24 protein-coding genes are annotated in these 25905 nt (G+C 57.4%); 10 read left to right on the forward strand and 14 right to left on the reverse strand.

Going from position 1 to position 25905, the window contains the following annotated elements; genetic code table 11:
- Window positions 1-28 precede the first annotated feature (28 nt).
- Window positions 29-250, forward strand: coding sequence for a cold shock-like protein CspD (cspD, locus tag B3B59_RS07775; protein ID WP_040076353.1), 222 nt, complete (start codon window positions 29-31; stop codon window positions 248-250).
- A 68-nt stretch (window positions 251-318) separates the two neighbouring features.
- On the opposite strand, the gene macB is transcribed toward cspD, so the two are convergent.
- Together macB and macA are read right to left on the reverse strand one after the other, a co-directional pair.
- Window positions 319-2259, reverse strand: coding sequence for a macrolide ABC transporter ATP-binding protein/permease MacB (gene macB, locus B3B59_RS07780; protein WP_207293353.1), 1941 nt, complete (start codon window positions 2257-2259; stop codon window positions 319-321).
- Window positions 2256-3371: a macrolide transporter subunit MacA gene (gene macA / locus B3B59_RS07785; RefSeq protein WP_040076355.1), complete on the reverse strand. Its 1116-nt coding sequence runs from the start codon at window positions 3369-3371 to the stop codon at window positions 2256-2258. The genes macB and macA overlap by 4 nt, the downstream gene beginning before the upstream one ends.
- Window positions 3372-3532: 161 nt before the next feature.
- On the opposite strand from macA, the gene B3B59_RS07790 reads away from it, so the two are divergent.
- Window positions 3533-4480, forward strand: a complete 948-nt coding sequence (locus B3B59_RS07790; protein WP_286808588.1) for a VirK/YbjX family protein — start codon at window positions 3533-3535, stop codon at window positions 4478-4480.
- On the opposite strand, the gene B3B59_RS07795 is transcribed toward B3B59_RS07790, so the two are convergent.
- The gene (locus B3B59_RS07795) at window positions 4477-6135 is read right to left on the reverse strand and encodes an ATP-dependent endonuclease (protein ID WP_286808590.1); all 1659 of its coding nucleotides are present in this window, start codon (window positions 6133-6135) and stop codon (window positions 4477-4479) included. The two genes, B3B59_RS07790 and B3B59_RS07795, sit on opposite strands and share 4 nt — an antisense overlap.
- A gap of 356 nt (window positions 6136-6491) precedes the next feature.
- On the opposite strand from B3B59_RS07795, the gene aqpZ reads away from it, so the two are divergent.
- From aqpZ to hcr, 4 genes are all read left to right on the forward strand, one after another.
- Window positions 6492-7187, forward strand: a complete 696-nt coding sequence (gene aqpZ / locus B3B59_RS07800; RefSeq protein WP_040078538.1) for an aquaporin Z — start codon at window positions 6492-6494, stop codon at window positions 7185-7187.
- A gap of 116 nt (window positions 7188-7303) precedes the next feature.
- Window positions 7304-8203, forward strand: a complete 900-nt coding sequence (locus tag B3B59_RS07805; protein ID WP_286808592.1) for a lysine exporter LysO family protein — start codon at window positions 7304-7306, stop codon at window positions 8201-8203.
- Window positions 8204-8346: 143 nt separating this feature from the next.
- Entirely contained in the window at window positions 8347-9999 is a 1653-nt protein-coding gene (gene hcp / locus B3B59_RS07810; RefSeq protein WP_286808594.1) for a hydroxylamine reductase, read from the forward strand.
- A 10-nt stretch (window positions 10000-10009) separates the two neighbouring features.
- Complete coding sequence (gene hcr, locus B3B59_RS07815) at window positions 10010-10978, forward strand: NADH oxidoreductase (RefSeq protein ID WP_286808596.1); 969 nt, start codon at window positions 10010-10012, stop codon at window positions 10976-10978.
- 37 nt (window positions 10979-11015) lie between these two features.
- Here the strand turns inward: hcr and B3B59_RS07820 are convergent, their stop codons facing one another.
- Entirely contained in the window at window positions 11016-11450 is a 435-nt protein-coding gene (locus tag B3B59_RS07820) for a DoxX family protein (RefSeq protein WP_040076361.1), read from the reverse strand.
- A gap of 141 nt (window positions 11451-11591) precedes the next feature.
- On the opposite strand from B3B59_RS07820, the gene poxB reads away from it, so the two are divergent.
- From poxB to B3B59_RS07840, 4 genes are all read left to right on the forward strand, one after another.
- Complete coding sequence (gene poxB / locus B3B59_RS07825; protein WP_040076362.1) at window positions 11592-13310, forward strand: ubiquinone-dependent pyruvate dehydrogenase; 1719 nt, start codon at window positions 11592-11594, stop codon at window positions 13308-13310.
- A 39-nt stretch (window positions 13311-13349) separates the two neighbouring features.
- Window positions 13350-14351, forward strand: a complete 1002-nt coding sequence (ltaE, locus tag B3B59_RS07830) for a low-specificity L-threonine aldolase (protein WP_286808599.1) — start codon at window positions 13350-13352, stop codon at window positions 14349-14351.
- A 10-nt stretch (window positions 14352-14361) separates the two neighbouring features.
- Window positions 14362-15792: an SDR family oxidoreductase gene (locus tag B3B59_RS07835; RefSeq protein ID WP_286808601.1), complete on the forward strand. Its 1431-nt coding sequence runs from the start codon at window positions 14362-14364 to the stop codon at window positions 15790-15792.
- 179 nt (window positions 15793-15971) lie between these two features.
- Window positions 15972-16985: an NAD-dependent epimerase/dehydratase family protein gene (locus tag B3B59_RS07840; RefSeq protein ID WP_046886977.1), complete on the forward strand. Its 1014-nt coding sequence runs from the start codon at window positions 15972-15974 to the stop codon at window positions 16983-16985.
- 23 nt (window positions 16986-17008) lie between these two features.
- Here the strand turns inward: B3B59_RS07840 and iagB are convergent, their stop codons facing one another.
- From iagB to gspG, 10 genes are all read right to left on the reverse strand, one after another.
- Window positions 17009-17452: a type III secretion system invasion protein IagB gene (gene iagB / locus B3B59_RS07845; RefSeq protein ID WP_040076365.1), complete on the reverse strand. Its 444-nt coding sequence runs from the start codon at window positions 17450-17452 to the stop codon at window positions 17009-17011.
- An 87-nt stretch (window positions 17453-17539) separates the two neighbouring features.
- Window positions 17540-20260, reverse strand: a complete 2721-nt coding sequence (locus B3B59_RS07850) for a glycosyl hydrolase family 18 protein (protein WP_286808603.1) — start codon at window positions 20258-20260, stop codon at window positions 17540-17542.
- Between the two features lie 249 nt (window positions 20261-20509).
- The gene (locus B3B59_RS07855; protein WP_286808605.1) at window positions 20510-21292 is read right to left on the reverse strand and encodes a prepilin peptidase; all 783 of its coding nucleotides are present in this window, start codon (window positions 21290-21292) and stop codon (window positions 20510-20512) included.
- Window positions 21289-21774: a type II secretion system protein M gene (locus B3B59_RS07860; protein WP_286808607.1), complete on the reverse strand. Its 486-nt coding sequence runs from the start codon at window positions 21772-21774 to the stop codon at window positions 21289-21291. The genes B3B59_RS07855 and B3B59_RS07860 overlap by 4 nt, the downstream gene beginning before the upstream one ends.
- On the reverse strand, window positions 21771-22916 hold the full coding sequence (gene gspL / locus B3B59_RS07865) for a type II secretion system protein GspL (RefSeq protein ID WP_286808609.1): 1146 nt from the start codon (window positions 22914-22916) through the stop codon (window positions 21771-21773). The genes B3B59_RS07860 and gspL overlap by 4 nt, the downstream gene beginning before the upstream one ends.
- A gap of 15 nt (window positions 22917-22931) precedes the next feature.
- Complete coding sequence (gene gspK / locus B3B59_RS07870; protein ID WP_286808611.1) at window positions 22932-23939, reverse strand: type II secretion system minor pseudopilin GspK; 1008 nt, start codon at window positions 23937-23939, stop codon at window positions 22932-22934.
- Window positions 23936-24598, reverse strand: a complete 663-nt coding sequence (gene gspJ, locus B3B59_RS07875; protein ID WP_286808612.1) for a type II secretion system minor pseudopilin GspJ — start codon at window positions 24596-24598, stop codon at window positions 23936-23938. Before gspJ ends, gspK begins: the two co-directional genes overlap by 4 nt.
- Window positions 24595-24975 carry a type II secretion system minor pseudopilin GspI gene (gspI, locus tag B3B59_RS07880; protein ID WP_233801378.1) on the reverse strand — a complete coding sequence of 127 codons (381 nt, stop codon included), beginning with the start codon at window positions 24973-24975 and terminating at the stop codon, window positions 24595-24597. Before gspI ends, gspJ begins: the two co-directional genes overlap by 4 nt.
- Complete coding sequence (gene gspH, locus B3B59_RS07885; protein ID WP_286808614.1) at window positions 24968-25453, reverse strand: type II secretion system minor pseudopilin GspH; 486 nt, start codon at window positions 25451-25453, stop codon at window positions 24968-24970. The genes gspI and gspH overlap by 8 nt, the downstream gene beginning before the upstream one ends.
- Window positions 25453-25902 carry a type II secretion system major pseudopilin GspG gene (gene gspG / locus B3B59_RS07890; RefSeq protein ID WP_046886865.1) on the reverse strand — a complete coding sequence of 150 codons (450 nt, stop codon included), beginning with the start codon at window positions 25900-25902 and terminating at the stop codon, window positions 25453-25455. The genes gspH and gspG overlap by 1 nt, the downstream gene beginning before the upstream one ends.
- Window positions 25903-25905: the final 3 nt, after the last annotated feature.

A 25905-nucleotide genomic window follows, 5' to 3' on the forward strand; every position in this document is an offset into this window, starting at 1 on the left:
TAATAAGACTTACGAAGGATGTCGAAGCATGGAAACGGGTACTGTTAAGTGGTTCAACAACGCCAAAGGGTTTGGTTTCATCTGCCCTGAAGGCGGCGGCGAAGATATTTTCGCTCACTATTCCACCATTCAAATGGATGGTTACAGAACGTTAAAAGCCGGGCAGTCGGTCCGGTTCGATGTACATCAAGGGCCAAAAGGCAATCACGCAAGTGTGATTGTGCCCTACGAAGTCGAGGCGACCGCCTAGCTCTCTGCTTCATTGTGTACATCATGCAGTCAAAATGCCAGCCCGATCGGCTGGCATTTTTATTTCGCTTATTCTCGCGCTAGCGCATCCACCGGATCCAGCCTTGCCGCATTGCGTGCAGGCAACCAGCCGAACAAAATGCCGGTGAAGGTTGAGCACAAGAAAGCGGTCATTAGCGCCATCGGCGAAAAGCCAATTTCCCAGCCCGGTAAAAAGAGTTGCAACGTAAACGCAATTAACAGCGAGAGGGAGATGCCCAGCGCACCGCCCACAAGACAGACCAGCACCGCCTCGATTAAAAACTGCTGAAGCACATCGCTGGCCCGGGCGCCCACCGCCATGCGGATGCCAATCTCCCGGGTTCGCTCCGTGACCGACACCAGCATGATATTCATCACCCCGATGCCACCCACCACCAGTGAAATGACCGCCACCAGCGTCAGGAACAGCTGAAGAGTACGTGTGGTCTTTTCCGCCGTTTTCAAGAGGCCGTCCATGTTCCAGGTGAAGAAATCTTTCTTGCCATGCCGCAGCATTAACAGGCGTGCAAGCTGCTGCTCGGCCTGGGTGCTATCGTATCCCTCTTTCACACGCACGGTGATGGAGTTCAGCCACGACTGCCCCATAATTCGCCCGGAGATAGTGGTATAGGGCAACCAGACGCGCAGGATCTTACTGCTGCCAAACATTGACTGCTTCTCTTCAGCGACGCCGATGACCGTTGCGGGCATGTTGCCCACCAGAATCACCTCGCCCACCACCTTCGCCTTATTCGGGAAGAGCTGACGACGTGAATTGGCATCCAGAATCACCACCTGCGCGCGCCCGGCAAGCTGCTCAGCGTTGAAGGTCGCCCCCTCGCTAAAGGTCATGCCGTAAACGTTGAAATAGTCGCCGCTCACCCCGTTAGCGCTGGCCGCCACATCAATATTGCCATAGCGCAGGCGTAAGTTTTGCGACACCGCCGGCGTGGCCGAGTTGACCCACGGCTGCTTCTGGATCGCGGCCAGATCATCATACTTCAACGCCTGCTGAAACTGCGGCTCGTCATCGCCAAAATCCTTACCGGGATAGACATCAATGGTGTTGGTCCCGATAGCGCGAATGTCGGCCAGCACCAGCTGCTTGGCCGCATCACCGACTACGACAATCGAGACCACCGAAGCGATGCCGATAATGATGCCGAGCATCGTCAGCAGGGTTCGCATTTTATTGGCCGCCATCGCCAGCCAGGCCATGGTCAGTGCCTCACGAAAACTGCTGGCAAACTGGCGCCAGCCGGAGGGGGGCGGTAGCGCCACCTGCTGACTGCGTGTTTGGCCCTGCTTTGCCGGAGGATTACTGACCAGTTCGCCATCCCGGATCTCCACGATGCGCTCTGCCTGGGCGGCAACCTGGGGATCGTGGGTGACAATGATCACCGTATGCCCCTGATCGCGGAGTTGGTGCAGGATTGCCATCACCTCTTCGCCAGAGTGGCTGTCGAGCGCCCCGGTGGGTTCGTCAGCGAGGATCACCTGCCCGCCGTTCATCAGAGCACGCGCGATACTGACGCGCTGCTGTTGACCGCCGGAAAGCTGCGAGGGTTGATAATCGACGCGCTCGCCCAGCCCCAGCCGGGTTAAGAGCGCCTGCGCCCGCTCCAGCCGTTTGCGGCGCTCTACGCCCGCGTAAACGGCTGGCACTTCGACGTTCTGTACGGCGCTCAGATGCGAGAGCAGGTGATAACGCTGAAAGATAAACCCGAAGTGCTCGCGGCGCAGTTTGGCCAGGGCATCCCCACTGAGGGTCGACACGTCGGTGCCCGCCACGCGGTAGGTGCCGCTGGTGGGTTTATCCAGACAGCCGAGAATGTTCATCAGGGTGGATTTACCGGAGCCCGAGGCACCGACGATGGCGACCATCTCCCCCGCTTCAACCTGCAGAGAGATGCCTTTCAGCACCTCCACCTCGCCATCCCCCGAAGGGTAACTCCGGCGAATTGCATTCAGTTCAAGCAAAGCGGTCATTTACCCGCTCCCGGCAGGGTCTCACTGACGACGACCTCATCCCCCTCTTCCAGCCCTTTCACAACCACCACGTCCGTGTCATTGCGCGAGCCGAGGCTGACTTCACGCTCACGGGTCTCGCCGTTACGCAGCACTTTGACTTTATAGCGATTATCTCCGGTCGATTCGCCCAGCGCCGCCAGCGGTACGGTCAGCACATTTTTCTCGCCGGTGAGCTGGATATGCACCTGCGCGGTCATCTCCAGACGCAACACCCCTTTTGGGTTCGGGACCTCAAAGCGGGCATGGTAGAAAATGGCGTCGTTGACCTTTTCCGGTGTTGGCAGGATATCTTTCAGCACCCCTTCATAGCGGGTTTGCGGGTCACCCAGTACGGTAAACCAGGCTTTTTGACCGGGTTTAAGGTGGATAACGTCCGCCTCGGAGACCTGGGCTTTCACCAGCATGGTGCTCATGTCTGCGAGGGTCAGAATGTTTGGAGCCTGCTGAGCGGCAATCACCGTCTGCCCTTGCAGGGTAGTAATTTGCGTCACCTCACCGGCCATCGGCGCGACGATGCGGGTATACTCGAGGTTCGTTTTGGCGCTGTCGAGGCTGGCCTGATTGCGTTTGATTTGCGCATCAATGGTGCCAATCTGCGCCTGCTTCACCGCCAGTTCTGTGGCCGCTGTATCCAGATCCTGACGAGAGATGGCCTGGGTTTTGGCCAGCTGCTGCTGGCGCGCCAGCGTCACCTGGGCCAATTTACGCTCTGCTTCGGCTTGCCCGCGCTGGGCGCGCAGCTCCATCAGGGTCGCTTCCACCTCTTTGATCTGGTTCTCAGCCTGCTCAGGATCGATCACCCCCAGCAGTTCCCCTTTTTTCACTTTATCCCCAATTTCAACCGACAGCGTTTTCAGCTGCCCGCTCACCTGTGCGCCCACGTCGACTTTACGCAGTGCATCAAGTTTACCGGTAGCTAATACGCTTTGTTGCAGCTCGCCCGGGCGGACAATAAGCGTCTGGTAGAGAGGAGTGGGTTTATTTAGCGTCTTCCAGACAGCAATCAGCGCAACGAAAATAATAATCGCAGCAAGGATATACCGCTTTTTGAGCTTACTTCTGATCTTCATAACGATCCTGGTTCCTTCGAATGTTCCATCAAAATGAGAAGGCTAATATCAACTGGGGTTAAACAAGGTTTGAATAGTGATGAGAGTACCAGAGTTATTGATAATTCGTTAAGTTAACAAATGATGAAATCACCCCATCAATAATAATGGATGGTTTCACTATGTCGCAGCTTACTGATAACGCGCTCACGCCTTCTCGCCCCCTCACTCGCCTGGGACTGTTTTTTGACCTGCTCAGCGGAAAATGGCGGCCGGGTAAATTCTGGCACCAGCGCAGCTTCCGCCGTAAATTTCTGCTGCGCTCGTTAATGATGCCACGTTTAAGTCTGGAGTGGATGAACGTTCTGGCCCAGTTGCCGGAGCTCAATCAGCTGTTGATCCGCCAGCCCCGCCTGCCCGTGCGCCTGCATCGCCCCTATCTGGCGGCCAACTTAACCCGTAAGCAGAAGCTGGACGCCGTTCGTTATCACTACAGCCGCCTCTACGCCACCCTCCCCCCTGAAGAGCTGCGCAACTATCTGCGCGGCAACGGCCTGGTACTGGCGCAGCTGCAGGGCAAAGATGGCGACACTTACACCCTGGAGTTCACGATGATGATCTCGCTGGATAAAGAGGGCGACAGCACGATTTTAATGCGTAACAGCAGCGGAGAGACGCTGGCAGAGATGACCTTTACGCTCTGTGAATACCAGAATCAACCCACGCTGTTCATCGGCGGATTACAGGGGGGCAAACGCGAATTGCCACACGAAGAGATTCAGAAGGCGACCAAGGCCTGTCATGGTCTCTTCCCGAAACGTCTGGTGATGGAAGCCGTCTGTCAGTTTGCCCAGGCGTTTAACGTCAACCAGATCCTGGCAGTCAGCAACGAAACCCATATTTATCGCAGCCTGCGCTACCGCGATAAGAAAGATAAAATTCACGCCGACTACAGCGCCTTCTGGGCCTCTGTGGCCGGCGAGTGTGATGCCAGCGGCTATTATCACATTCCCTGCGTCATCCCCCGTAAAAGCGAGGCTGACATCGCCAGTAAAAAACGGGCTGAGTATCGCCGCCGATATCAATTACTGGATGCGGTGCCGGCGCAAATGAGCGGTCTGTTTCGTTAATCCGCCCGGCCGCGCGCCAGCCAGAGCACACGGGAGAACATTTTTCGCAGTAACGTGGGAACCGAATCGACCCCACGGCGCCCTGCTTCCATCGCGACCTCAATGGCCAGGTCAGGTTTGGATGAGCGGTGAATCGCCTTAGTAATAACCCGCCGCATGTTCATGGGGACATCGGCGGGGATCATCGCCACCCGGTGGAAGACATCGGCAAAACCCTGTCGGTACATGAAATGTTCCATATCCATCGCGGGCAGTTCGGTCAGATGATCGCGTTCCTCATCTCGATCGTGATTGAGTAACCCACGGACAGTAGCGGCATATTTTCTCCCCGCCTCGTCACCATCCACCAGGACGTGCCACTCAATGCCCATCCGGCGGGCGAATTTAATCAGCGGCTTGAGGCCGGACTGGGCGAACTCAATGACCTTAATACCCTCAGCATCAAAATGGTGCCCGCACTGACGGGCCAGCTCGTTGATGACCCAGGTTTCGGTTTCGCCCTCTACCAGCAGCCAGCAGCGGGCAAAGAGCGAAGAGGCACGGTTAAAACGGATATGAAAAGCGATGCGGCGACTCTCTTCAGCATTCATTCCACCCGGTCCAAGGCGAAATGCCGAGACGCGACCTGACTCACGCACCAGCCGACAGACCTGCTCCACCGGCGTAAGTGACAATAGCTCACCCGAGTTGGTGGTGGTGATGCGCTGTAACGGCAGCAAATTCAGCAGATGCCAGGCCACTGATAGCATGATGGGGTGCAAGCGCGTTTCCGGATCTTCAACCAACAACAGCGGTCGGGCATCCCGATCCAGTCGCACGGACCCTTTTGCCTGCAGCAAGGTAGAGAAGAGTCCCAGCAGAATCACCCGGTGCGATCGTCCGCCGGGTTTGTCGATCATCCGGTTGATGATATCGAGATAACGCCAGCTTCGTTGCTCATCGTGGGACCGCCGGCGCATCAACCGGTTGCGCACGGGCGAGGAGCCCTGCTCGGAGAAGTAGTGTTCAAGCAACTGCACCATAGCAGAGAGGCCCTGACGGATCTGGCCATCGCTAAGATTTTGCGGACGCGCCACCAGCTCGCGCGCCAGGTAATCCAGCTCACGGGCGGTAACTTCCACCTCCGGCATAGCAGGCACCGACCCCGTGCGGATGCGGCGCATAAAGCGGGCATCCCGTAAGCGCAGCACCGGCACCAGACGGATAAGATGACGCGCTAGCTCGTCGATATTGTCCCTCTCCAGGGGATTACCCTCCGCATCGATAAAACTGCGCAGGGTCAGTACGCTCTCATCGTCCGCGAGTTCGCCCTCCAGACGGTAGAAGATACGCTGATAACCATCCTGACAAGGCACCCAGCACCCGGCAAGAGGCTGGTAGCGACGTACCCTGTGGCGGCCAGGATCGGTTTCCCGGAAGGTCAAAACAATGTGCAGATGGTGTTCCCGCCCCTGAATATCGCCCGGTGGGAACCAGAAGTCATCGCGAACGAAATGATAGAGTTCGGCATCCGATGATAACAGCAGCGTGAGCGCGTCCAGCAGGCTAGATTTACCCCAGGCATTTTCCCCGATCAGGACGTTATTTTGTTCCAGCATCAGCGACAGGCGATTAATGCCGCGAAACCCTACGATTTCCACCCGTTCAAGCAGCATAGGTCCTCCGGGACAATGACACTCTTTCCTTTAAGTTATCAGCAGTATAGCGCCAGGAACTCCGGCCCGACAGTCGAAGATTGTCAGGAGAGTTATGCCAGTAAATATAAAAATAAGAATATGACAAGGCACTTTCATTTGAAATTTAAAGAGGCCGGATATTAATATTCGTCGCCCGTTATCTCCCGAAAATTAAAAAAGGAATAACCTCGCATTGCCCTGAATCAAATTTGTGGGTTTTATTTCACTGGTGAACCATGCGGTTCATTTTTAAAATAACGCCGTTAAACATCGTCATATTTTATGACGATAAATTGTGAGCGATGGAAAAAGCTCGTTTTTACATTGAGGTGGTTATGTTCAGAAAATTAGCGGCGGAATGTTTTGGTACATTCTGGCTGGTATTGGGTGGCTGCGGCAGTGCTGTTCTGGCAGCCGCATTTCCGGAATTAGGGATTGGTTTCGCTGGCGTTGCGCTGGCTTTCGGCTTGACGGTATTAACCATGGCCTACGCCGTGGGGCATATTTCCGGCGGCCATTTCAATCCGGCCGTGACGCTGGGCCTGTGGGCGGGCGGACGTTTCCCGGCGAAAGACATTATTGGTTACGTGGTGGCCCAGGTGGTAGGCGGGATTATTGCCGCCGCTATTCTGTATGTGATTGCCAGCGGTAAGGCAGGCTTTGATGCGGCGGCCAGCGGTTTTGCCTCGAACGGTTTTGGCGAACATTCACCGGGCGGCTTCTCGATGCTGTCAGCCATCGTGATTGAAATCGTGCTTACCGCCGGCTTCCTGTTGGTCATTCATGGCGCTACCGACAAACACGCACCGGCCGGTTTCGCGCCGATTGCCATCGGTCTGGCACTGACGCTTATTCACCTGATCAGCATTCCGGTGACTAACACCTCCGTTAACCCGGCGCGCAGCACCGCGGTGGCGATCTTCCAGGGTGGCTGGGCGTTAGAGCAGCTGTGGCTGTTCTGGGTGATGCCGATCGTGGGCGGTATCCTGGGTGGCGTGCTGTACCGTACACTGCTGGAAAAACGCGATTAAAAATAATACCGGGTGGCTCTGCGCTACCCGGTTTTCCATTTGCACCTTTACTGAGCAGCTCTATTTCGGTAGTGTCATCGGCGCTATTCAGCTACTCAATAAGGATTGTGTTGTTCATGTTTTCAGGATTATTAATCATTCTGCTACCACTGATAGCAGGCTACTTTATCCCCCTCCGACACGCAGCTGCATTAAAGCTAATTAATCGCCTGTTGAGCTGGATAGTTTACGTCATTCTTTTTTTTATGGGCATCAGCCTCGCCTTTCTGGATAACCTGGCGACCAATTTACTGGCGATACTCTATTACTCCTCCATCACCGTTGTGGTTATTTTGCTGTGCAATATTGCCGCCCTGTTATGGCTGGAGCGCACTATTCCGTGGAAAAACCATCATCAGCAGGAAAAATTACCCTCGCGTATAGCGATGGCGCTGGAGTCATTAAAATTATGCGGAGTGGTGGTGCTCGGCTTTCTGCTTGGGCTCACCGGATGGACGGTATTACATCACGCGACCGAAGCCAGTGAATATACCCTTATCTTCCTGCTGTTCCTGGTCGGTATTCAGCTGAGAAATAGCGGCATGACCCTGAAACAGATTGTCCTTAACCGTCGCGGCATGATCGTGGCGGTCGTGGTGGTCGGCAGCTCGTTACTGGCGGGAGTCATTAATGCCTTTATCCTCGACCTGCCGCTCAACACCGCACTGGCGATGGCGTCCGGCTTCGGCTGGTACTCCCTCTCCGGCATTCTGTTGACCGAATCTTTTGGCCCGGTCATCGGCAGCGCCGCCTTCTTTAACGATCTGGCCCGCGAGCTGATTGCCATTATGTTGATTCCGGGTCTGGTACGACGCAGCCGCTCCACGGCGCTGGGGCTGTGCGGCGCCACGTCGATGGACTTTACCCTGCCCGTCCTGCAACGCTCTGGAGGCCTGGAGCTGGTGCCGGCGGCCATTGTTCACGGCTTTGTTCTAAGCCTGCTGGTGCCCATTCTGATGGCCTTCTTCTCGGCCTGATACCCCTCTGGCGGTAGGTCTCTGCCGCCAAAATTGCGCTAAATCAATCTCCCTCCATTTTGTATCAGAAAGCGCTTTTCTCTGATCTGGCACCAGCATAATCTTAAACATGTATATCAAATATAACTTTAACAGGTGTGATTATGTTTTGTGTGCAATGTGAACAAACCATCCGTACCCCGGCAGGCAATGGCTGCTCTTACGCGCAGGGCATGTGCGGTAAAACCGCCGAGACGTCAGACCTGCAGGATCTGCTGATCGCTTCCCTGCAAGGGCTTTCCGCATGGGCATTCAAAGCCCGCGAATACGGTATTATCGACCACTACGTCGACAGCTTCGCGCCACGCGCCTTTTTCTCCACGCTGACCAACGTTAACTTTGATTCTCCTCGCATCGTCGGCTATGCCCGCGAAGCCATTGCCCTGCGTGAAGCGCTGAAGGCTCAGTGCCTGAACGCCGACGCCAGCGCGCGCGTGGATAACCCAATGGACGAACTGCAGCTTGTCAGCGACGACCTGGGCGACCTGCAGCGTCAGGCGGCGGAATTTACCCCGAACAAAGACAAAGCGGCGATTGGCGAGAACATTCTCGGCCTGCGCCTGCTCTGCCTGTACGGCCTGAAAGGTGCGGCGGCCTATATGGAACACGCGCACGTTCTCGGCCAGTACGACAACGACATCTATGCCCAGTACCACAAAATCATGGCATGGCTCGGCACCTGGCCTTCCGACATGAACGCGCTGCTGGAGTGCTCAATGGAAATCGGCCAGATGAACTTCAGGGTGATGAGCATTCTGGATGCCGGTGAAACCAGCACCTACGGCCACCCAACGCCAACCCAGGTCAACGTGAAGGCGACCGAAGGCAAATGTATCCTCATCTCCGGGCATGACCTGAAAGACCTCTACAACCTGCTGAAGCAAACCGAAGGCACCGGCGTTAACGTCTATACCCACGGTGAAATGCTGCCTGCACACGGCTACCCGGAGCTGCGTAAATTCAAACACCTGGTCGGGAACTACGGCAGCGGCTGGCAGAACCAGCAGGTAGAATTTGCCCGCTTCCCTGGCCCCATCGTGATGACCTCTAACTGCATCATCGACCCTACCGTGGGCGCGTATGATGACCGCATCTGGACCCGCAGCATCGTCGGCTGGCCGGGCGTGAGCCACCTCGAAGGCGACGATTTCGGCCCGGTTATCGCCCAGGCGCAGCAGATGGCTGGCTTCCCTTACAGCGAAATCGAACATCTGATCACCGTGGGCTTTGGCCGCGAAACCCTGCTCGGTGCGGCGGATTCCCTCATCGACCTGGTGAGCCGTGAAAAACTGCGTCACATCTTCCTGATTGGCGGCTGCGACGGCGCGCGCGGCGAGCGAAACTACTTCACCGATTTCGCCACCAGCGTACCGGATGATTGCCTGATCCTGACGCTGGCGTGCGGGAAATACCGTTTCAACAAGCTGGACTTCGGCAACATCGAAGGCCTGCCGCGTCTGGTCGATGCCGGTCAGTGTAACGATGCCTACTCAGCCATCATTCTGGCCGTTACCCTCGCAGAGAAACTGGGCTGCGGCGTGAACGACCTGCCGCTGTCGCTGGTGCTCTCCTGGTTCGAGCAAAAAGCGATCGTTATCCTGCTGACCCTGCTCTCACTGGGCGTGACCAACATCGTCACCGGCCCGACCGCGCCAGGCTTCCTGACGCCTGACCTGCTGGCCGTGCTGAACGAGAAATTTGGTCTGCGTTCCGTGACCACCGTTGAAGAAGATATGAAAGAGCTGCTGAGCGCGTAAGGAGAGATTCATGACCATGCCAACCTCACAATGTCCGTGGCGGATGCAGGTCCATCACATCCATCAGGAGACGCCGGATGTGTGGACGCTGTCACTGCTGTGCCATGACTACTATCCGTACCGTGCAGGTCAGTATGCGCTGGTCAGTGTCCGCAACTCTGCGGACACCCTGCGCGCCTACACCCTCTCCTCCACGCCGGGCGTGAGCGAGTACATTATGCTTACCATCCGTCGCATTGATGAAGGGGCAGGTTCCGAATGGCTGACCCGCGACGTAAAACGTGGGGATTACATCTGGCTTTCAGACGCGCAGGGCGAGTTTACCTGTGATGATAAGCCTGAGGATAAATTCCTGCTGTTGGCCGCCGGCTGCGGCGTGACGCCCGTAATGTCAATGCGCCGCTGGCTGGCAAAAAACCGCCCACAGGCCGACGTGCAGGTGATCTTCAGCGTCCGCTCGCCAGAGGATGTGATTTTTGCCGAGGAGTGGCGTAACTACCCGGTCACGCTGGTGGCAGAAAATAACGCTACCCACGGTTTTGTCTCGGGTCGTTTGAGCCGGGAATTGCTGCAAAGCGTGCCGGATATTGCCTCCCGCACCGTGATGACCTGCGGCCCTGCGCCGTACATGGATATCGTGGAAAAAGAGGTTAAAGCGCTGGGTGTGACCCGCTTCTTTAAAGAGCAGTTCTTCACCCCTGTCGCCGAAGCGGCAACCAGCGGGCTTAAGTTCACTAAGCTGCAACCTGCGCAAACCTTCTTTGGCCGCGTGGGCACCACGCTGCTGGAGGCGCTGGAGAGCAACAAGGTGCCTGTGGCCGCGGCCTGTCGCGCTGGCGTGTGCGGCTGCTGTAAGACGAAGATCGTGTCCGGCGAGTACACCGTGAGCAGCACCATGACGCTGACCGACGCCGAAATCGCCGACGGCTACGTGCTGGCCTGCTCCTGCCATCCGCAGGGGGATTTAGTCCTCGCCTGATAAAAACGCCCGGTGACATCGCCGGGCGTTTTTACTTTCATTTCCACGCCGGATGGCTTGCCAGGGCGTAACGACCCGCTCCCAACAGCGCTACCGCCAGTGCCCCCACGAAGAAGTAGACCAGGCTTTCAATGGCCCAGGCCCCTACCGCATCCAGCGCTAAGGTTTTGCCTGTTCCCACCATTAGCCACGCGACGACCATGGTAAACGCCAGAACCAGCGCCGCCGGTCGAGTCAGGATCCCCAGAATAATCAGGATCGGTGCCACCACCTCCCCCACCAACACCCCGTAAGCGATAAATCCCGGTAAACCTTTGGCGACCAGCATGCCGCTAATACCCTCCACGCCACCGAAAAGCTTATGCAGGCCGTGAAAGAGCATTAACCCGCCCACAGCAAGGCGTAACAACAGCTTGCCCATATCGTCGTGTGTTAGCGTTTTATTAACAGCAATTAACAATGATTTAACCATTTGAAATTACTCCTGTTTTATCTGAACTGCAGCCAGAATATGTCTAATTGTTTCGAATGGATAGCAGCTGATACCAGGGGGGCAGAGCGGTAATTTTCTTCTAAGCTTGTAAGCGATATCACAAAAAGGAGTTGGATCACCATGAAACAGACCGTGGCGGCATATGTTGCAAAAACGCTGGAACAGGCAGGGGTAAAACGCATCTGGGGAGTTACCGGTGACTCCCTTAATGGCTTGAGTGATAGCCTTAACCGCATGGGGACCATCGACTGGATGCCCACCCGCCATGAAGAGGTGGCCGCCTTTGCCGCCGGGGCAGAAGCACAGCTGACGGGAGAACTCGCCGTGTGCGCTGGCTCCTGCGGACCGGGCAACCTGCACCTGATTAATGGTCTGTTTGACTGCCACCGTAACCACGTACCGGTGCTGGCCATCGCCGCTCACATCCCCTCGAGCGAAATCGGCAGCGGTTATTTCCAGGAGACTCATCCTCAGGAGCTGTTCCGGGAATGTAGCCACTACTGCGAACTGGTCTCCTCCCCAGAGCAGATCCCGCAGGTACTGGCCATCGCCATGCGCAAAGCGATTCTGAACCGTGGCGTTTCGGTAGTGGTGCTGCCGGGCGACGTGGCCCTGAAGCCCGCGCCAGAAACAGCCAGCAGCCACTGGTATCCTGCCCCGTTACCGGTGGTCACCCCGGCAGAAGAAGAGCTGAAAAAGCTGGCGCAGGTGTTGCGATACTCCAGCAATATCGCGCTGATGTGCGGCAGCGGCTGCGCGGGAGCGCATGATGAACTGCTGGCCTTTGCGGAAAAGCTAAAAGCGCCCATCGTCCATGCACTGCGCGGGAAAGAGCATGTTGAGTATGACAACCCCTATGACGTGGGGATGACCGGCCTTATTGGCTTCTCATCCGGCTTCCACACGATGATGAATGCCGACACGCTGATCCTGCTGGGTACCCAGTTCCCTTATCGTGCCTTCTACCCCACCGACGCAAAAATCATTCAGATTGATATTAACCCCGGCAGCATCGGTGCCCACAGTAAGGTGGATATGGCCCTGGTGGGAGATATTAAAGCGACGCTCGCCGCGCTGCTGCCCCATCTGGAAGAGAAAACCGAGCGTAAGTTCCTCGATAAAGCGCTAAGCGACTATCGCGACGCCCGTAAAGGGCTGGACGATCTGGCGAAACCGAGCGACAAAGCCATTCACCCGCAATATCTGGCGCAGCAGATCAGCGATCTCGCCGCCGAGGACGCAATTTTCACCTGTGATGTGGGCACGCCCACCGTCTGGGCCGCACGCTACCTGAAAATGAACGGCAAGCGTCGTCTGCTCGGCTCGTTTAACCACGGCTCGATGGCAAATGCCATGCCGCAGGCGCTGGGCGCCCAGGCGACCGAACCGCAGCGTCAGGTCGTGGCGATGTGCGGCGACGGTGGGTTTAGCATGCTGATGGGCGATTTCCTGTCGGTGGTACAGATGAAGCTGCCGGTCAAAATTGTGGTCTTTAACAACAGCGTGCTGGGTTTTGTGGCGATGGAGATGAAGGCCGGGGGATATCTGACCGACGGCACCGAACTGCATGACACCAACTTTGCCCGTATCGCCGAAGCCTGCGGTATCCCCGGGATCCGCGTCGAAAAGGCCTCCGACGTCAACGAGGCGCTTACGCGCGCGTTCGCTATCGACGGCCCGGTGCTGGTGGATGTGGTCGTCGCCAAAGAGGAGTTGGCGATCCCGCCGCAAATCAAGCTGGAGCAGGCGAAAGGTTTTAGCCTGTATATGCTGAGGGCGATTATTAGTGGTCGCGGCGACGAGGTGATGGAGCTAGCCAAAACCAACTGGCTCAGGTAAAAATGTCTCACATTGCCTGTCTAACTATAGGGATGTGAGATGATTGATTTACGTAGTGATACCGTTACCCGCCCGTCGCGCGCCATGCTCGAAGAGATGATGGCCGCCCCGGTCGGGGACGACGTCTACGGCGATGACCCCACCGTTAACGAACTCCAGCGCTACGCCGCTGAACTGAGCGGTAAAGAGGCTGCACTGTTCCTGCCTACGGGCACCCAGGCCAACCTGGTGGCCCTGCTTAGCCACTGCGAACGCGGCGAAGAGTACATTGTCGGCCAGGGGGCGCATAACTACCTGTACGAAGCCGGTGGTGCCGCGGTACTGGGCAGTATCCAGCCGCAGCCCATCGACGCTGCCGCCGACGGCTCCCTGCCGCTGGATAAAGTGGCGGCCAAAATCAAAGCCGACGACATCCATTTCGCCCGCACGAAACTGTTAAGCCTGGAAAATACCCATAACGGTAAAGTGCTGCCGCGCGAGTATCTCAAAGCGGCGTGGGAATTTAGCCGCGAGCGCGGGCTGGGCCTGCATGTGGATGGCGCGCGTATCTTCAACGCGGTGGTGGAATATGGCTGCGATCTGAAAGCCATCACCCAGTACTGTGACTCCTTCACCATTTGTCTCTCGAAAGGTCTCGGCACCCCCGTTGGCTCGCTGCTCGTGGGCGATGCCCAGTACATCAAACGGGCCAACCGCTGGCGCAAGATGACCGGCGGCGGGATGCGTCAGGCCGGAATCCTGGCGGCAGCGGGCTTGTACGCCCTGAAAAATAACGTCCAGCGCCTGAAAGAGGATCACGACAACGCCGCCTGGATGGCCGCGCAACTGCGCGAGATCGGGGCCGATGTGATGCGTCATGACACCAACATGCTGTTTGTGCGGGTGGGCGATGAGCGTGCCGCCGCGCTGGGCGAGTATCTGAAAGCCCGGGGGGTGCTGATCAACGCCTCCGGCGTAGTGCGTCTGGTGATGCACCTTGACGTCAGTCGCGCTCAGCTCGCCGAGGTGGTAAGCCACTGGCAGGCCTTCCTGCAGCGCTAAGGAGCCCCGCGTGCCACAACGAATTCTGGTGCTGGGCGCCAGCGGCTATATCGGCCAACACCTGGTCACTGCCCTCAGTACGCAGGGGCATCGGGTGCTGGCGGTGGCACGCAGCATTGAACGGCTGCAAAAACAGAACCTGCCGGGTGTCTCCTGCCATAGCGTCGATCTCAACTGGCCGAAAGAGTTGTCCGTGCTGCTGGAAGGGGTGGATACGCTCTATTATCTGGTGCACAGCATGGGCGAAGGGGGGGATTTTATTGCCCACGAGCGTCAGGTAGCGATGAACGTGCGCGATGCCCTGCTGGCGACGCCGGTCAGGCAGATTATTTTCCTCAGTTCATTACAGGCGCCGGAGCAGGAGCAGTCAGATCACCTACGCGCACGCCAGCTCACCGCCGAGACCCTGCGCGGGGCGAATATTCCCCTTACCGAACTGCGGGCGGGGATTATCGTTGGGGCGGGCTCAGCCGCCTTCGAAGTGATGCGCGACATGGTCTATAACCTGCCGGTGCTCACGCCGCCGCGCTGGGTGCGCTCGCGTACCACGCCCATCGCGCTGGAAAATCTGCTGCACTATCTGGTGGAACTGCTCAACCATCCTGCGCAGCGCCACCGGGTTCTGGAGGCCGCCGGGCCAGAGGTGCTCAGCTATCAACAGCAGTTTGAACATTTTATGCGGGTGAGCGGTCGCCACCGGCCGCTGATCCCTATCCCCTTCCCGACCCGCTGGATTTCGGTGTGGTTTTTAAACGTCATCACCTCCGTGCCCCCGACAACCGCCAAGGCCTTGATTCAGGGGCTGAAGCACGATCTGCTGGCCGACGACGCTGCGCTGCGGGCGTTGATCCCCCAGCCGTTAATCCCGTTTGACGATGCGGTTCGCAATACGTTGAAAGAAGAAGAGAAACTGGTCAACTCCAGCGACTGGGGCTTTGATGCGCAGGCCTTTGCCCGCTGGCGGCCGGAGTATGGCTACTTCCCTAAACAGGCGGGCTGTACCGTGAAAACTGACGCCAGCCTTAGCGATCTGTGGGCGGTGGTGAATCAGATTGGCGGCAAAGAGCGCTATTTCTTTGGCAACCTGCTCTGGCAGACCCGCGGCGCGCTGGATCTGCTGGTGGGCCACCGGCTGGCGAAGGGCCGTCCGGCAAGGGCGATGCTGGAGGTGGGCGACGCGGTAGATAGCTGGAAAGTGATTATCGTTGAGCCGGAAAAGCAGCTGGCCTTACTCTTTGGTATGAAGGCCCCCGGGCTGGGGCGGCTGTGCTTTGCTCTGAAGGACAGAGGCGATCACCGCGAGCTTGACGTCCGCGCCTGGTGGCATCCGCACGGCATGCCGGGTCTGTTCTACTGGCTGTTGATGATTCCGGCGCATCTGTTCATTTTTCGCGGCATGGCAAAACGTATTGCCCGCCTGGCGGAAAAACCTCAGCCCTGACGCTATCGCGCCAGGCCCCTGTTCAGACCCGGAACCGGGCCGAATAACAAAGCCAGGGCATAAGCAGCCTGACGGATAGGGGTATAAATAAAACTCTTAATCTTTCGCCTTTACCATTGCATCGTGGCGTATTTCACGGAAGAATGCGCACGAAATTCTTTTCAACACAGTGGATTGATATGAAGGTACTGGTTACCGGCGCCACCAGCGGCTTAGGTCGAAATGCGGTCGAGTTTCTGCGCAACAAAGGCATTAGCGTCAGGGCCACCGGTCGCAACGAAGCGATGGGTAAACTGCTGCAGAAGATGGGGGCTGAGTTTGTCCATGCCGACCTGACGGAGCTGGTCTCCTCGCAGGCCAAAGTGATGCTGGCCGGAATTGACACCCTGTGGCACTGCTCCAGCTTTACCTCTCCGTGGGGCACGCAGGAAGCCTTCGATCTTGCTAACGTGCGCGCCACGCGTCGTCTGGGCGAGTGGGCCGTGGCCTGGGGCGTGCGTAACTTCATTCATATCTCTTCGCCGTCGCTCTATTTCGATTATCACCATCACCGGGATGTTAAAGAGGACTTTCGTCCTCAGCGCTACGCCTGCGAGTTTGCCCGCAGTAAAGCGGCCAGCGAAGAGGTGATCGATCTGTTGGCGCAGTCGAATCCCCACACCCGCTTTACGGTACTGCGTCCGCAAAGTCTCTTTGGGCCGCACGATAAGGTCTTTATTCCGCGCCTGGCGCAGATGATGCACCACTACGGCAGCGTGCTGCTGCCACGTGGCGGCGATGCGCTGGTGGATATGACCTATTACGAAAATGCCGTCCATGCCATGTGGCTGGCGAGTCAGAGCAGCGCCGACGCTCTCCCCTCCGGACGGGCCTATAACATCACCAACGGCGAGCCTCGCTCCTTACGCAGCATCGTACAGCGGCTGATAGACGAGCTAAATATTCACTGTCGGATCCGCTCCGTGCCCTACCCGATGCTGGATATCATTGCCCGCAGCATGGAGCGGCTTGGCAATAAAGCGTCGAAAGAGCCCGCCCTCACCCACTACGGCGTCTCTAAGCTGAACTTTGATTTTACGCTGGATATTAGCCGCGCCGAACGCGAGCTGGGGTATGCGCCCGTGGTGACGCTGGATGAGGGTATTGTGCGCACGGCCGCATGGCTGCGGGATCACGGTAAGCTGCATCGCTGATACGTCAACAAGGGTCGCGGCACTCAGCTATGGCGGGCAGGCATCTTTAACTGCTGGTATTTTTGCCAGACTTTTCGGGCATACAGCATCCGCTGCGGGTAATTCTCTTTTTTTAACCCGGCGTTGTAGGCCCCGACCGCCTCCCAGTTATTGCCATACACCTTAATCATGCCGGACAAAATAGAGGCCCCGACCATAATCGAGGTGCAGGGCTCTAATATCAGTTGGTATTCGCTAATTCCCCGACTCTCCAGCGCCGGAAAGTGAATGCTGTTGATCTGCATCAGGCCGACATCCCGGGTACCGTCGGCATTTTTGCCAATCGCCCAGGGATTCATCCCGGATTCGACGTGCGCAATGGCGTACAGAAGATAGGGATCGACGTGGTAGGCCTGTGCGGCTTTGTCCCAGCAGTTGGCGTAAGCGCCCTGGCTGACGAGGAGCATAATGAGCAGTAACGTTTTCATCAGTACCTGCTTTGGGGTGAGATCAGTGCGCCGGGTGACATAGAAAAAACACCCCCCATCCGGGGGGTGTTACGTGCTACAGAGAGATTAATTGCAATCTGACGCTGGGCCGGTTTTCACCCAGACATCGCTGTTGCCCGGTTTATCACCGCGGGTCCACCATTTCGCACGGTATTGATTACCTTCGTACGTGGTGGTGTCGCCGCCGTTGTAGACCACATCAGAGCGCCAGTTGAATTTCACCTGGCTGACCAGCTCCCAGGCCTGTGCGCCGAATCCAGGCTGGTTGCCCTGCGTCCAGTACTTCGCTTTCCACACCAGGTTGTCGAAGCTGACGGTATCGCCGGCGTTGTAGACTTTATTCGCCGCCCAGGCCGCATATTGGCTGGCGTTAGCATCAACGGGGGCGTCGCAGTTGCCGGTCGCTGTCCCTTCGTCTGCTGGCGTCGTTCCTTCGTCAGATGGCGTGGTGCCTTCGTCTGCCGGTGTGGTTCCTTCGTCAGATGGCGTGGTCTCTTCGTCCGCTGGCGCTGGCGCCGCTTTCGGGTTGACCGTCACCGGGACGTTAGACTGCACGCTGGTTTTCCCGTCAGAAACAATCACGCTCAGGGTATAGGTCGAGGCATTGCTCACTTCCGGGGCGGTGATACGCACGTTAGCGGTATCTGTTCCGGTCGCATTCATATCTGCCGGTACGCTCCAGCTGTAAGTCAGCGCATCGCCATCCGGGTCCGTCGCCTGAGCATGCAGGGAGACAGCTTCACCCGCCTCAACCGTTACCGGATCCATCGCATTGACGATCGGCGCCTGGTTGGCTTTAGGCGCTTTATTCACCACCTGCACATCAATCGCGTTGCTCAGCCCTTTGGCGTCGGTCACGGTCAGGCGGAAGACGAAAGTCTGATCGCTGGCGACAGCCGGAAGATTGAAGTTAGCAATCGCCTGAGTGCTGTTGGCCAGGGTCACCGCCGTACCGGACACCTGGGTCCATTTCCAGGTCAGCGCATCGCCATCCGGATCGGAAGAGGCAGAACCGTCCAGGGTTACGGAGGCCGGGCCTGTCACGTTCATATCTGTCGCTGACGCTACCGGCGCATGGTTAGTCACCACCGGATCCACCGGCGCAGAGCCGCCGCTTACCAGGCTTTCGTTCATGGCATTCAGGATATCGCCGTTATCAGACTCGATGGACCATGCGAACAGCCCGCCGAGGTTTTTATTCATCACGTAGTTGCCTTTCGCTTTGACGGAGCGCGCATCGTCGTAGCTCACCAGCTCGCCGGTGGAGCGGTTAAACAGATACGGTGCCTCGGCCGCGGCGTCGTACTTATATTCCCAGCCAGGTTTGCCCAGCATATTCTTGACGATGTCGCGGTAATCGATAATCCCCGCTTCCCAGGAGCCCGGAATAGGGCCTGTTGCCGTGCCGGTGAACGGGTTATCGCCGGTGTAACCGTGCACTCCTTTCCAGCCGCGACCGTACATCGCCGCGCCGACCACGATCTTGCCTGGCTGTACGCCCTGAGCCAACATCGCATTGACCGCGTTATCGGTGGTGTAGTTGGTGTCTGGCTTCCAGGAGGCGCCATACAGTGCCGTCTGATGGCCCAGTTCAGTATTGCTCCAGCCGCCGTAGTAGTCGTAGCTCATCAGGAAGATGTGGTCGATATACTGCTGCGCGGTATTGTAGTCCACGTCTTCAATCTTATCGCCGCCCGCGCCGATCGCGGTGGTCAGCTCGTAAGTCCGGCCCGTTTCAGCGGACAGCTCGTTCAGCATCTGACGCAGGTCGTGCATCAGCGCGGTGTAGGTGGCTTTATCGGTCTGCGGGTTACCCAGCCCTGGGTTCTCGCCGCCGCCGCCCGGGAATTCCCAGTCGATATCGACGCCGTCGAACACTTTCCAGGTTTGCAGGAACTCTTTAACCGAGGAGACGAAGCGGGCGCGCAGTTCCGGGTTATTCATCTGGAAGAACGGATCGGAAAGCGTCCAGCCGCCTACGGAAGGCAGGATCTTCAGATCCGGATGCGCCTTTTTCATCGCCATCAGCTGGCCGTAGTTACCTTTGTAAGGCTCGTCCCAGCCGGTTACGCCCTGCTGAGGCTTCTGCAGGGCCGCCCAGGGGTCATGGATGGCCACGGTATAATCCGGGCGTCCCTGACAGGCGCGTTTCAGCGCTTCCAGCGCCCCTGACGCTTTGGCGCTGTCGTTGATGCCGTCACCGCCACAGATAGGAATAAAGCCGTACAGGAGATGGTTGATGTTAGCCACCGGGATTTTATCGGCGGTAAAGTTACGGTCATACACGCCCCATTCCGGGAAATAGGCGCCCACCACCTTGTCGGTGTGCTGCGTGAACGTTTTATTATTTTCCAGCAGCGGCGTGTTCATTGGCAGGAGATGACTTCCGTCGGTATCGGCCACGATAATCAGCTTGCTGGCGCTGGTTGAACACCCGCTATCGTTACAGAGTTGCACCTGCTCCTGATAGCGTCCGCCTTTTTTGACCTTGAAGGTCGCGTTACCTGCGGTGCTACCCGCGCCGGTCCAGACTGTCTGGCCATCGAGCAGCACTTTGGCCGAGGTAGGGGCATCGCCGCTCCAGACGGTCCATTCGACTTTAACGTCAACGCCGTCTTTGTGAACTTTAATAAGGTTATTGTAATCGTGGGCCGTCTGGTCTACTTGCACCAGGGCAAATTTGTCATTGCCGGTGGTAATTGAAGGCGTACCCGGCAGCGCGGCAAATGCCGAACTGGTTGCTGCCGCAACAAAAAGGGCCAGATATTTTGGCTTAATAAACTTCATTGTTATTTCCTGATCAACTTATTTTTCAGATAGGGACAGCCCATACTTTCCATCGGGCTGAAAGCATTCATTGCAATGTGTGTAATAAAACAGAAAACCCGTTACGCGAAATTAACTGTGTTGCACGTCCTCCAAATAAAAGAGACAACCCAAACTCCTGTTAGATTGATATCTTTTGATCATACGCCGAAGGTAAATTATCTCCTTTCTTTCCTTCATCGAAAAAATCACCAAAAAAACTTGCTTCTTTTAAAGAAAGAATTGCGCGAGATAGATCGCAACCCCGGCCAAAGCTAACGCCGGGCCAAACGCAATGGCGGAATGCGTTTGGCGGTTAAAGATGAAATATCCGCTGATACCCAACAACGCCGCCACCAGCACAATAGCGGGCAAGGCTTGCCAGCCACACCAGGCGCCCAGAGCCGCCAGTAATTTAAAATCGCCGTAGCCCAGCCCTTCACGCCCGGTCGCCAGGCGAAATGCCCAGTACAGCAGCCAGAGCGACAGATAACCCGCCACCGCGCCATAGAGCGCGTCCGACAGGGGCAACTGATGATCGAGAGCGTGGCATACTAACCCGGCCCACAGTAGCGGCTGCGTCAGGCAGTCGGGCAGCAGCTGATGCTCAGCGTCTATCAATGCTAACGGCAGCAGAAACGCCACCAGCAGCCAAAGAGATGCCAGGGAGAGGAGATCGGCCCCCCACCCGGCGGTGAAGCCATAAAAGAGGGCGCAAAGCAGTTCCAGCAGAAACAAGCGCAGGGGGATGGCGGCCTGGCACTGGCTACAGTGCCCGCGCAGCGCCAGCCAGCTAATAAGCGGAACGTTCTCCCACGGACGAAGTGAATGCTGACATACCGGGCAGTGCGATGCCGGAAAGAGCAAATTTTTATCGTGTTCTTCCTCCATCACCATCGGCGGAACACGCTCTGCAACCACCCCGAGAAAACTGCCTACAATCGCCCCCAGCACCGCGCTCATCCCGCAGAACGCCAGAGGATAACTCTGGCGTATAAGCGCGAGCCCATTCACGCGGCTTTTCGCCAGGTTAACTGAATTTCAGCCTTCACATCGCTCAGGTGATCGACCGGAGTAAGGTTCATTTTCTCCAGCCGCACGCCAGAGGTGATATTGATCTCCCGCAGCCAGTTTTTCAGCACATAAATGTTGACCCGCTCGACCACAAAAGAGAGGGTTTGCCCCTCCTGACGTATATTACTGAGGGGTAACTCGATTTCGTGGGCGCTGTTTTCAACCACGCTGCGGGGATTGTCCGTTTTAATTTGCTGGACCTGAAGATGATTAATATCGATTTCGTTACGCATCCAGTTTAATATCTCCTTTTGTCTGTCGAGTTTTAACTGCGCGGTTTGAATAATATTATCCAGGGGAACCATTGCCATATAATAAACAGCGGCACAGCACAGCGCCGCGCCACACAGTTTTATTATCGCTTTCTCTCTGGCGCTATAATTTTGATATTTGCATGTCAGTTGCGCGAGGCGTTCTTTCATTTATATTTTCCGGTGATCATGGCGGTATAGGGCGCCTCCTTTGAAACAGGCTGCAGCGTAAAATCAAATTTCATACTTGCCTGGTTCACAAAGGCCTGCAGCGCCTCGGGCGATTGCGCACTGCCGCTCAGGGTCAGGGTGTCATGAGTGGCGTCGTACTCCAGCACATCAATGCCCATCGCAGGCACCGCCTTTTTAACGGCTTCAAGGTCGTCGAGCTGGAGGAAGAAGCCCCGGCTCTGCTTTTTAAGATTCTGACCAAAATGGTATTTGATGTTGGTCTGATGGCGCAGGCTGGGGAAGTAGTGCTGATAGAGCTGCACAATATCTTCCTGCACCTGGTTCTCCTGCTGTACCAGCTTCCACGCCAGCGCGGCACGCGGCCCTAACAGAAGCGTCAGGGACAACAACCCCGCCGCGATCATCGCCGTTCTCATCCCTTTTTTGGCGGCCAGGTGACGCGGTTTCGGACTAAACGCTCCGTGGAGCAAATTGACCCGGCAGCGTTGCCACTGGGGCTGGATTAGCACCAGAGGGTGTTGCCAGGGCAGGGATCCTTGCGCCGTCAGCCCTGCAGGCAGCGCGCCATAACTGTGCAGCACGCTCTCTCCCGCGCGCTGTAACACCAGCGATAGCAAGGCTGCATCCAGTACCGATGCCTCGCCTGAGGGGAAACGGACCCAGTATTCGCCCTCCAGGACCGCCACCGTACTGCCTCCCGGCGTGGCCGGCAGCAGCCAGGCATCCGGCAAGACCTGAACGGGGGTAAGCCCCGCCGCGTACAACGGCGTCAGCCACTGGCGTAGCCGAGACGCATCGATGGCCACCGCATCCACCTCGCGCCCCTTTTTCCCGATCACCGTCCAGTGAAGATTGTCCACGTCGCCGATCAAGGTCTCCTCGGCCATCCAGGAGAAAGGGGCGGAGGCGTTGGCACCGATTTTTTTCGGCAGTGTAAAGTGGCGGAAAATAAACTCGCTGGCAGGTAACAACACGCAAACGCGACCGGCGAGAGGATGATCCGCCAGCGTGCTCAGCGCCTCCGGGCCATCCAGGATCTCCACCTGCTGGCTTCCGGATTCGCACCACCCTATTTTTCCGCCCTCATCCCGGTCGGGACGAATAAAAAGCACCTGTTTCATAACGTTCAACTTTGGTTATTCAATCATTCGGTAACGACGCTGCCATGTCACAATCTCGCCCGCTTCAGGGTTAACCTGAAGCTGGCTCACCACTCTGAGCGTCAGGGCGTCGGTATTGCCGGTATAATTCACGCGAAAATAGCGGCTATTTACGGCGATCTGCTGGGCAACCTGCGGCAGATCGTCTTTTAACTGCGGGAAAAGTTTCTCCAGCGCCTGGCTGAAAGCTTCACCACTTTCCCACCCCGCCTCGGGACGGGCAGCGATCACCCGCGCGGCGTCATCGGCGGTTAACTTGCCGGGAAACAGTGCGGCCAGAACCGCGGCCCGATCGGGCCGAAGCGTATTCACATCCACCTTGCTGGCGCTGTCCGGCAATGCGCAAAGCAGTTTGCTCACCTTTGGCCAGGCGGCGGCAGGGAATGCCGGTAAAAGTTTGATCTCCGCAATGTTGGTCATCATCTGGTTCGCTGGCTGGCGGGCTGGTTGTAGGCCCGCCCAGGCATCGGTCTCCGCCCCCCCTTTGACGGTGGTGCCGTCCCCATCGAGGTAATCCATCAGTTGGGTGTAAATCTCTTCCACCTGGTGCTGGCCGATGCCGCCGTCAGTTAGCAGTTGTTCCATGCTCTGCTCAGCCCGGGATTTTTCTGGCAGTGCCCCCGCCGGTTGCCCCGCCGTCGGCGCGTCTGCGAGCAGGTTGTTGACGTTAAAGCAGTCCTGCGCGTCCTCAACCTGCCCGGTGACCGTGTAATCTTCCCCCCGCGTCTGGAGCGGCTGGTGCCACTCCCCCCCGGGATCAAGCGGTTTACTTTCGCCGCTCGCATCCACCTGCAGGCGTGTTTTCACCTCTTTCTCCTGGGCCTGCATCGCCCAGCGCAGCTGCTGCTGACTCACCTGATAGTGCGTTTTTTGCAGGTTGCGGCAAAACTGCTGGCTCATTTTTGCCGCCAGCGCCGACATCATCACCAGCAGGATCAAGACCACCAGCAGGGCCACGCCTCGCTGCTTCGCTAATTGCCTCATGGCAGTGCTCCCTTGTCAGGAGAGGGCGTCGCCTCCGGAGGCGGCGGCGTTAACGATCCTGGCGCTGGCTGCTCTTGCTGTTTCGGCGCCTCCGCTACTTCCGGCCGATCGCCCGGGGTAGTGAAAACCCAGCGCCAGCTTTCGCCATTGTTCATGGTCAGCGTCAACTCCACGCCGTCGGGCTGATGATCGCTGTCTCTCCAGCTTTTTAACCATCCGTCGCGGTAAAAGCGCCACTGCAGGGATTTCACGTCGCTGACAATGGGCACCTCATCCGGTTCGACGCCGGCCGGGCTGTCGATCGCCGGCCAGACATCGCGATACAGCCGTCCCTCTTTCAGCCGCCAGCGCACGCGCTCCAGCTGTACCGAGCCGCTCACGCCGCTCAGGGTGGTCAGCTCAAGGGCATTTTCTTCTTCCCGAAAGCGCCCCGGTTCATTACGCGGCGCGCGCGCCTGCAGCTGGAAGAAGTCGCGCTCCAGCAGGCTCCAGGCACGCTGTAGCTGGTTCAGTTTTGCCGCGCTGGCATCGGTGGCCGAGCTGGTGCGCATCGCCCCGTCCAGAATCTGCCAGGCGAGCGTGCTGATAACCGCAAAGATCGTTAGCGCAATCATGACCTCCAGCAGCGTAAAGCCGCGCTGGCGCTGCATAGGTTTCACTTCAGCTCTCCTGGAGGAATGATGTGCAGGGCAATCACCGGCTGGCTTTCGTCGCCCTCCGCATATACGCGAATGTCACTGGCCCAGCCCGCTTTCGCCGTTTTGACCCGCTGTTTGCGCCAGGTCCAGCTGCGGCCCCCCATGATCTCGCTGCCCTGCGCTTCGGCGTCAGGAAACGCGGTTTTCTCCAGCTGCGCTTCCGCCAGCTGATTTTCCGCTACCCAACTGGCCTGCAGCGTATCGGCCAGGCCATGGGTAAAGCGCACGTTCAGGGTGACAGAGTTCATCAGCGCCAGCGCGGCCGTGGAGAAGATCACCAGCGCGACCATCACCTCCAGCAGGGTCATCCCCTGCTGTTTTGCTGTACCGTTACTCATCGTTTTCAACCGATACCGGGGCAGCGCCCTGCGATACCACCCGGAACGCGTGCGTTTTATCTTCGCTTTGCAGCGCCAGCGTGAAGCGGCTGATTTCACCGTCCGGCAGAAAGACAATCTGCGGCTCGGCGTCCGTGGTGGCGGCCAGCCGCTGGGGGGAGAGCGAGACGTGCATCGCTGGCGGAAATTCGCCCTGAGTCGTAATACGGCCCGCGGATAAGGGCGCCCACAGGCGTTCGCCATTTTTATCTTCGAGCGTGACCAGCTGATATTTCTCGGCGGTAATAACTAACCCAACGATATTTCCGTCCATCACTGCGCGTTCCGATCCATAATCAACAACGGCTTTTAATTGCTGGCCAAATATATCCGCGCCGCTGCGTGACGGTATTGTTGATACCACCATCATGGCGCAGCTGGCGAATATCACCAGCGCCAGAATAATTTCCAGCAACGTAAAGCCGCGTTGGTTTTTCATTATTTCTCTTTTTTATCGAGAGACCAGTTGGTGATGTCATCGGCGGTATTCGCTTCGCCATCCGGTCCTGCCGAAAAGAGATCGATCGCGCCGTGTTCTCCGGGGCTTACCATCAGATAATCACTGCCCCAGGGGTCCTGCGGCAGGCGGCGGATATAGCCCCCCGCGCGGTAACCGTTTGGAATTGGCGCAATTTCAGGTTTGGTAACCAGCGCCTGCAGACCCTGTTCTGTGGTGGGGTAGCGGTGGTTATCCAGCTTATACATATCCAGTGAGCCTTCGAGGGCGACAATATCGCTGGTTGCCTTTTGCGCATCGGCTTTTTCTTTATTCCCCATTAAATTGGGCACCACCATACTCGCCAGTACGCCGAGAATAACAATTACCACCATTAATTCGAGCAACGTGAAGCCCGCCTGGCGAGCCAGGTTTTTACGTTTCATAGCCATTTA

This window comes from Leclercia sp. UBA2479 (genome assembly GCF_002341985.1).
GTDB lineage: Bacteria > Pseudomonadota > Gammaproteobacteria > Enterobacterales > Enterobacteriaceae > Enterobacter > Enterobacter pneumoniae.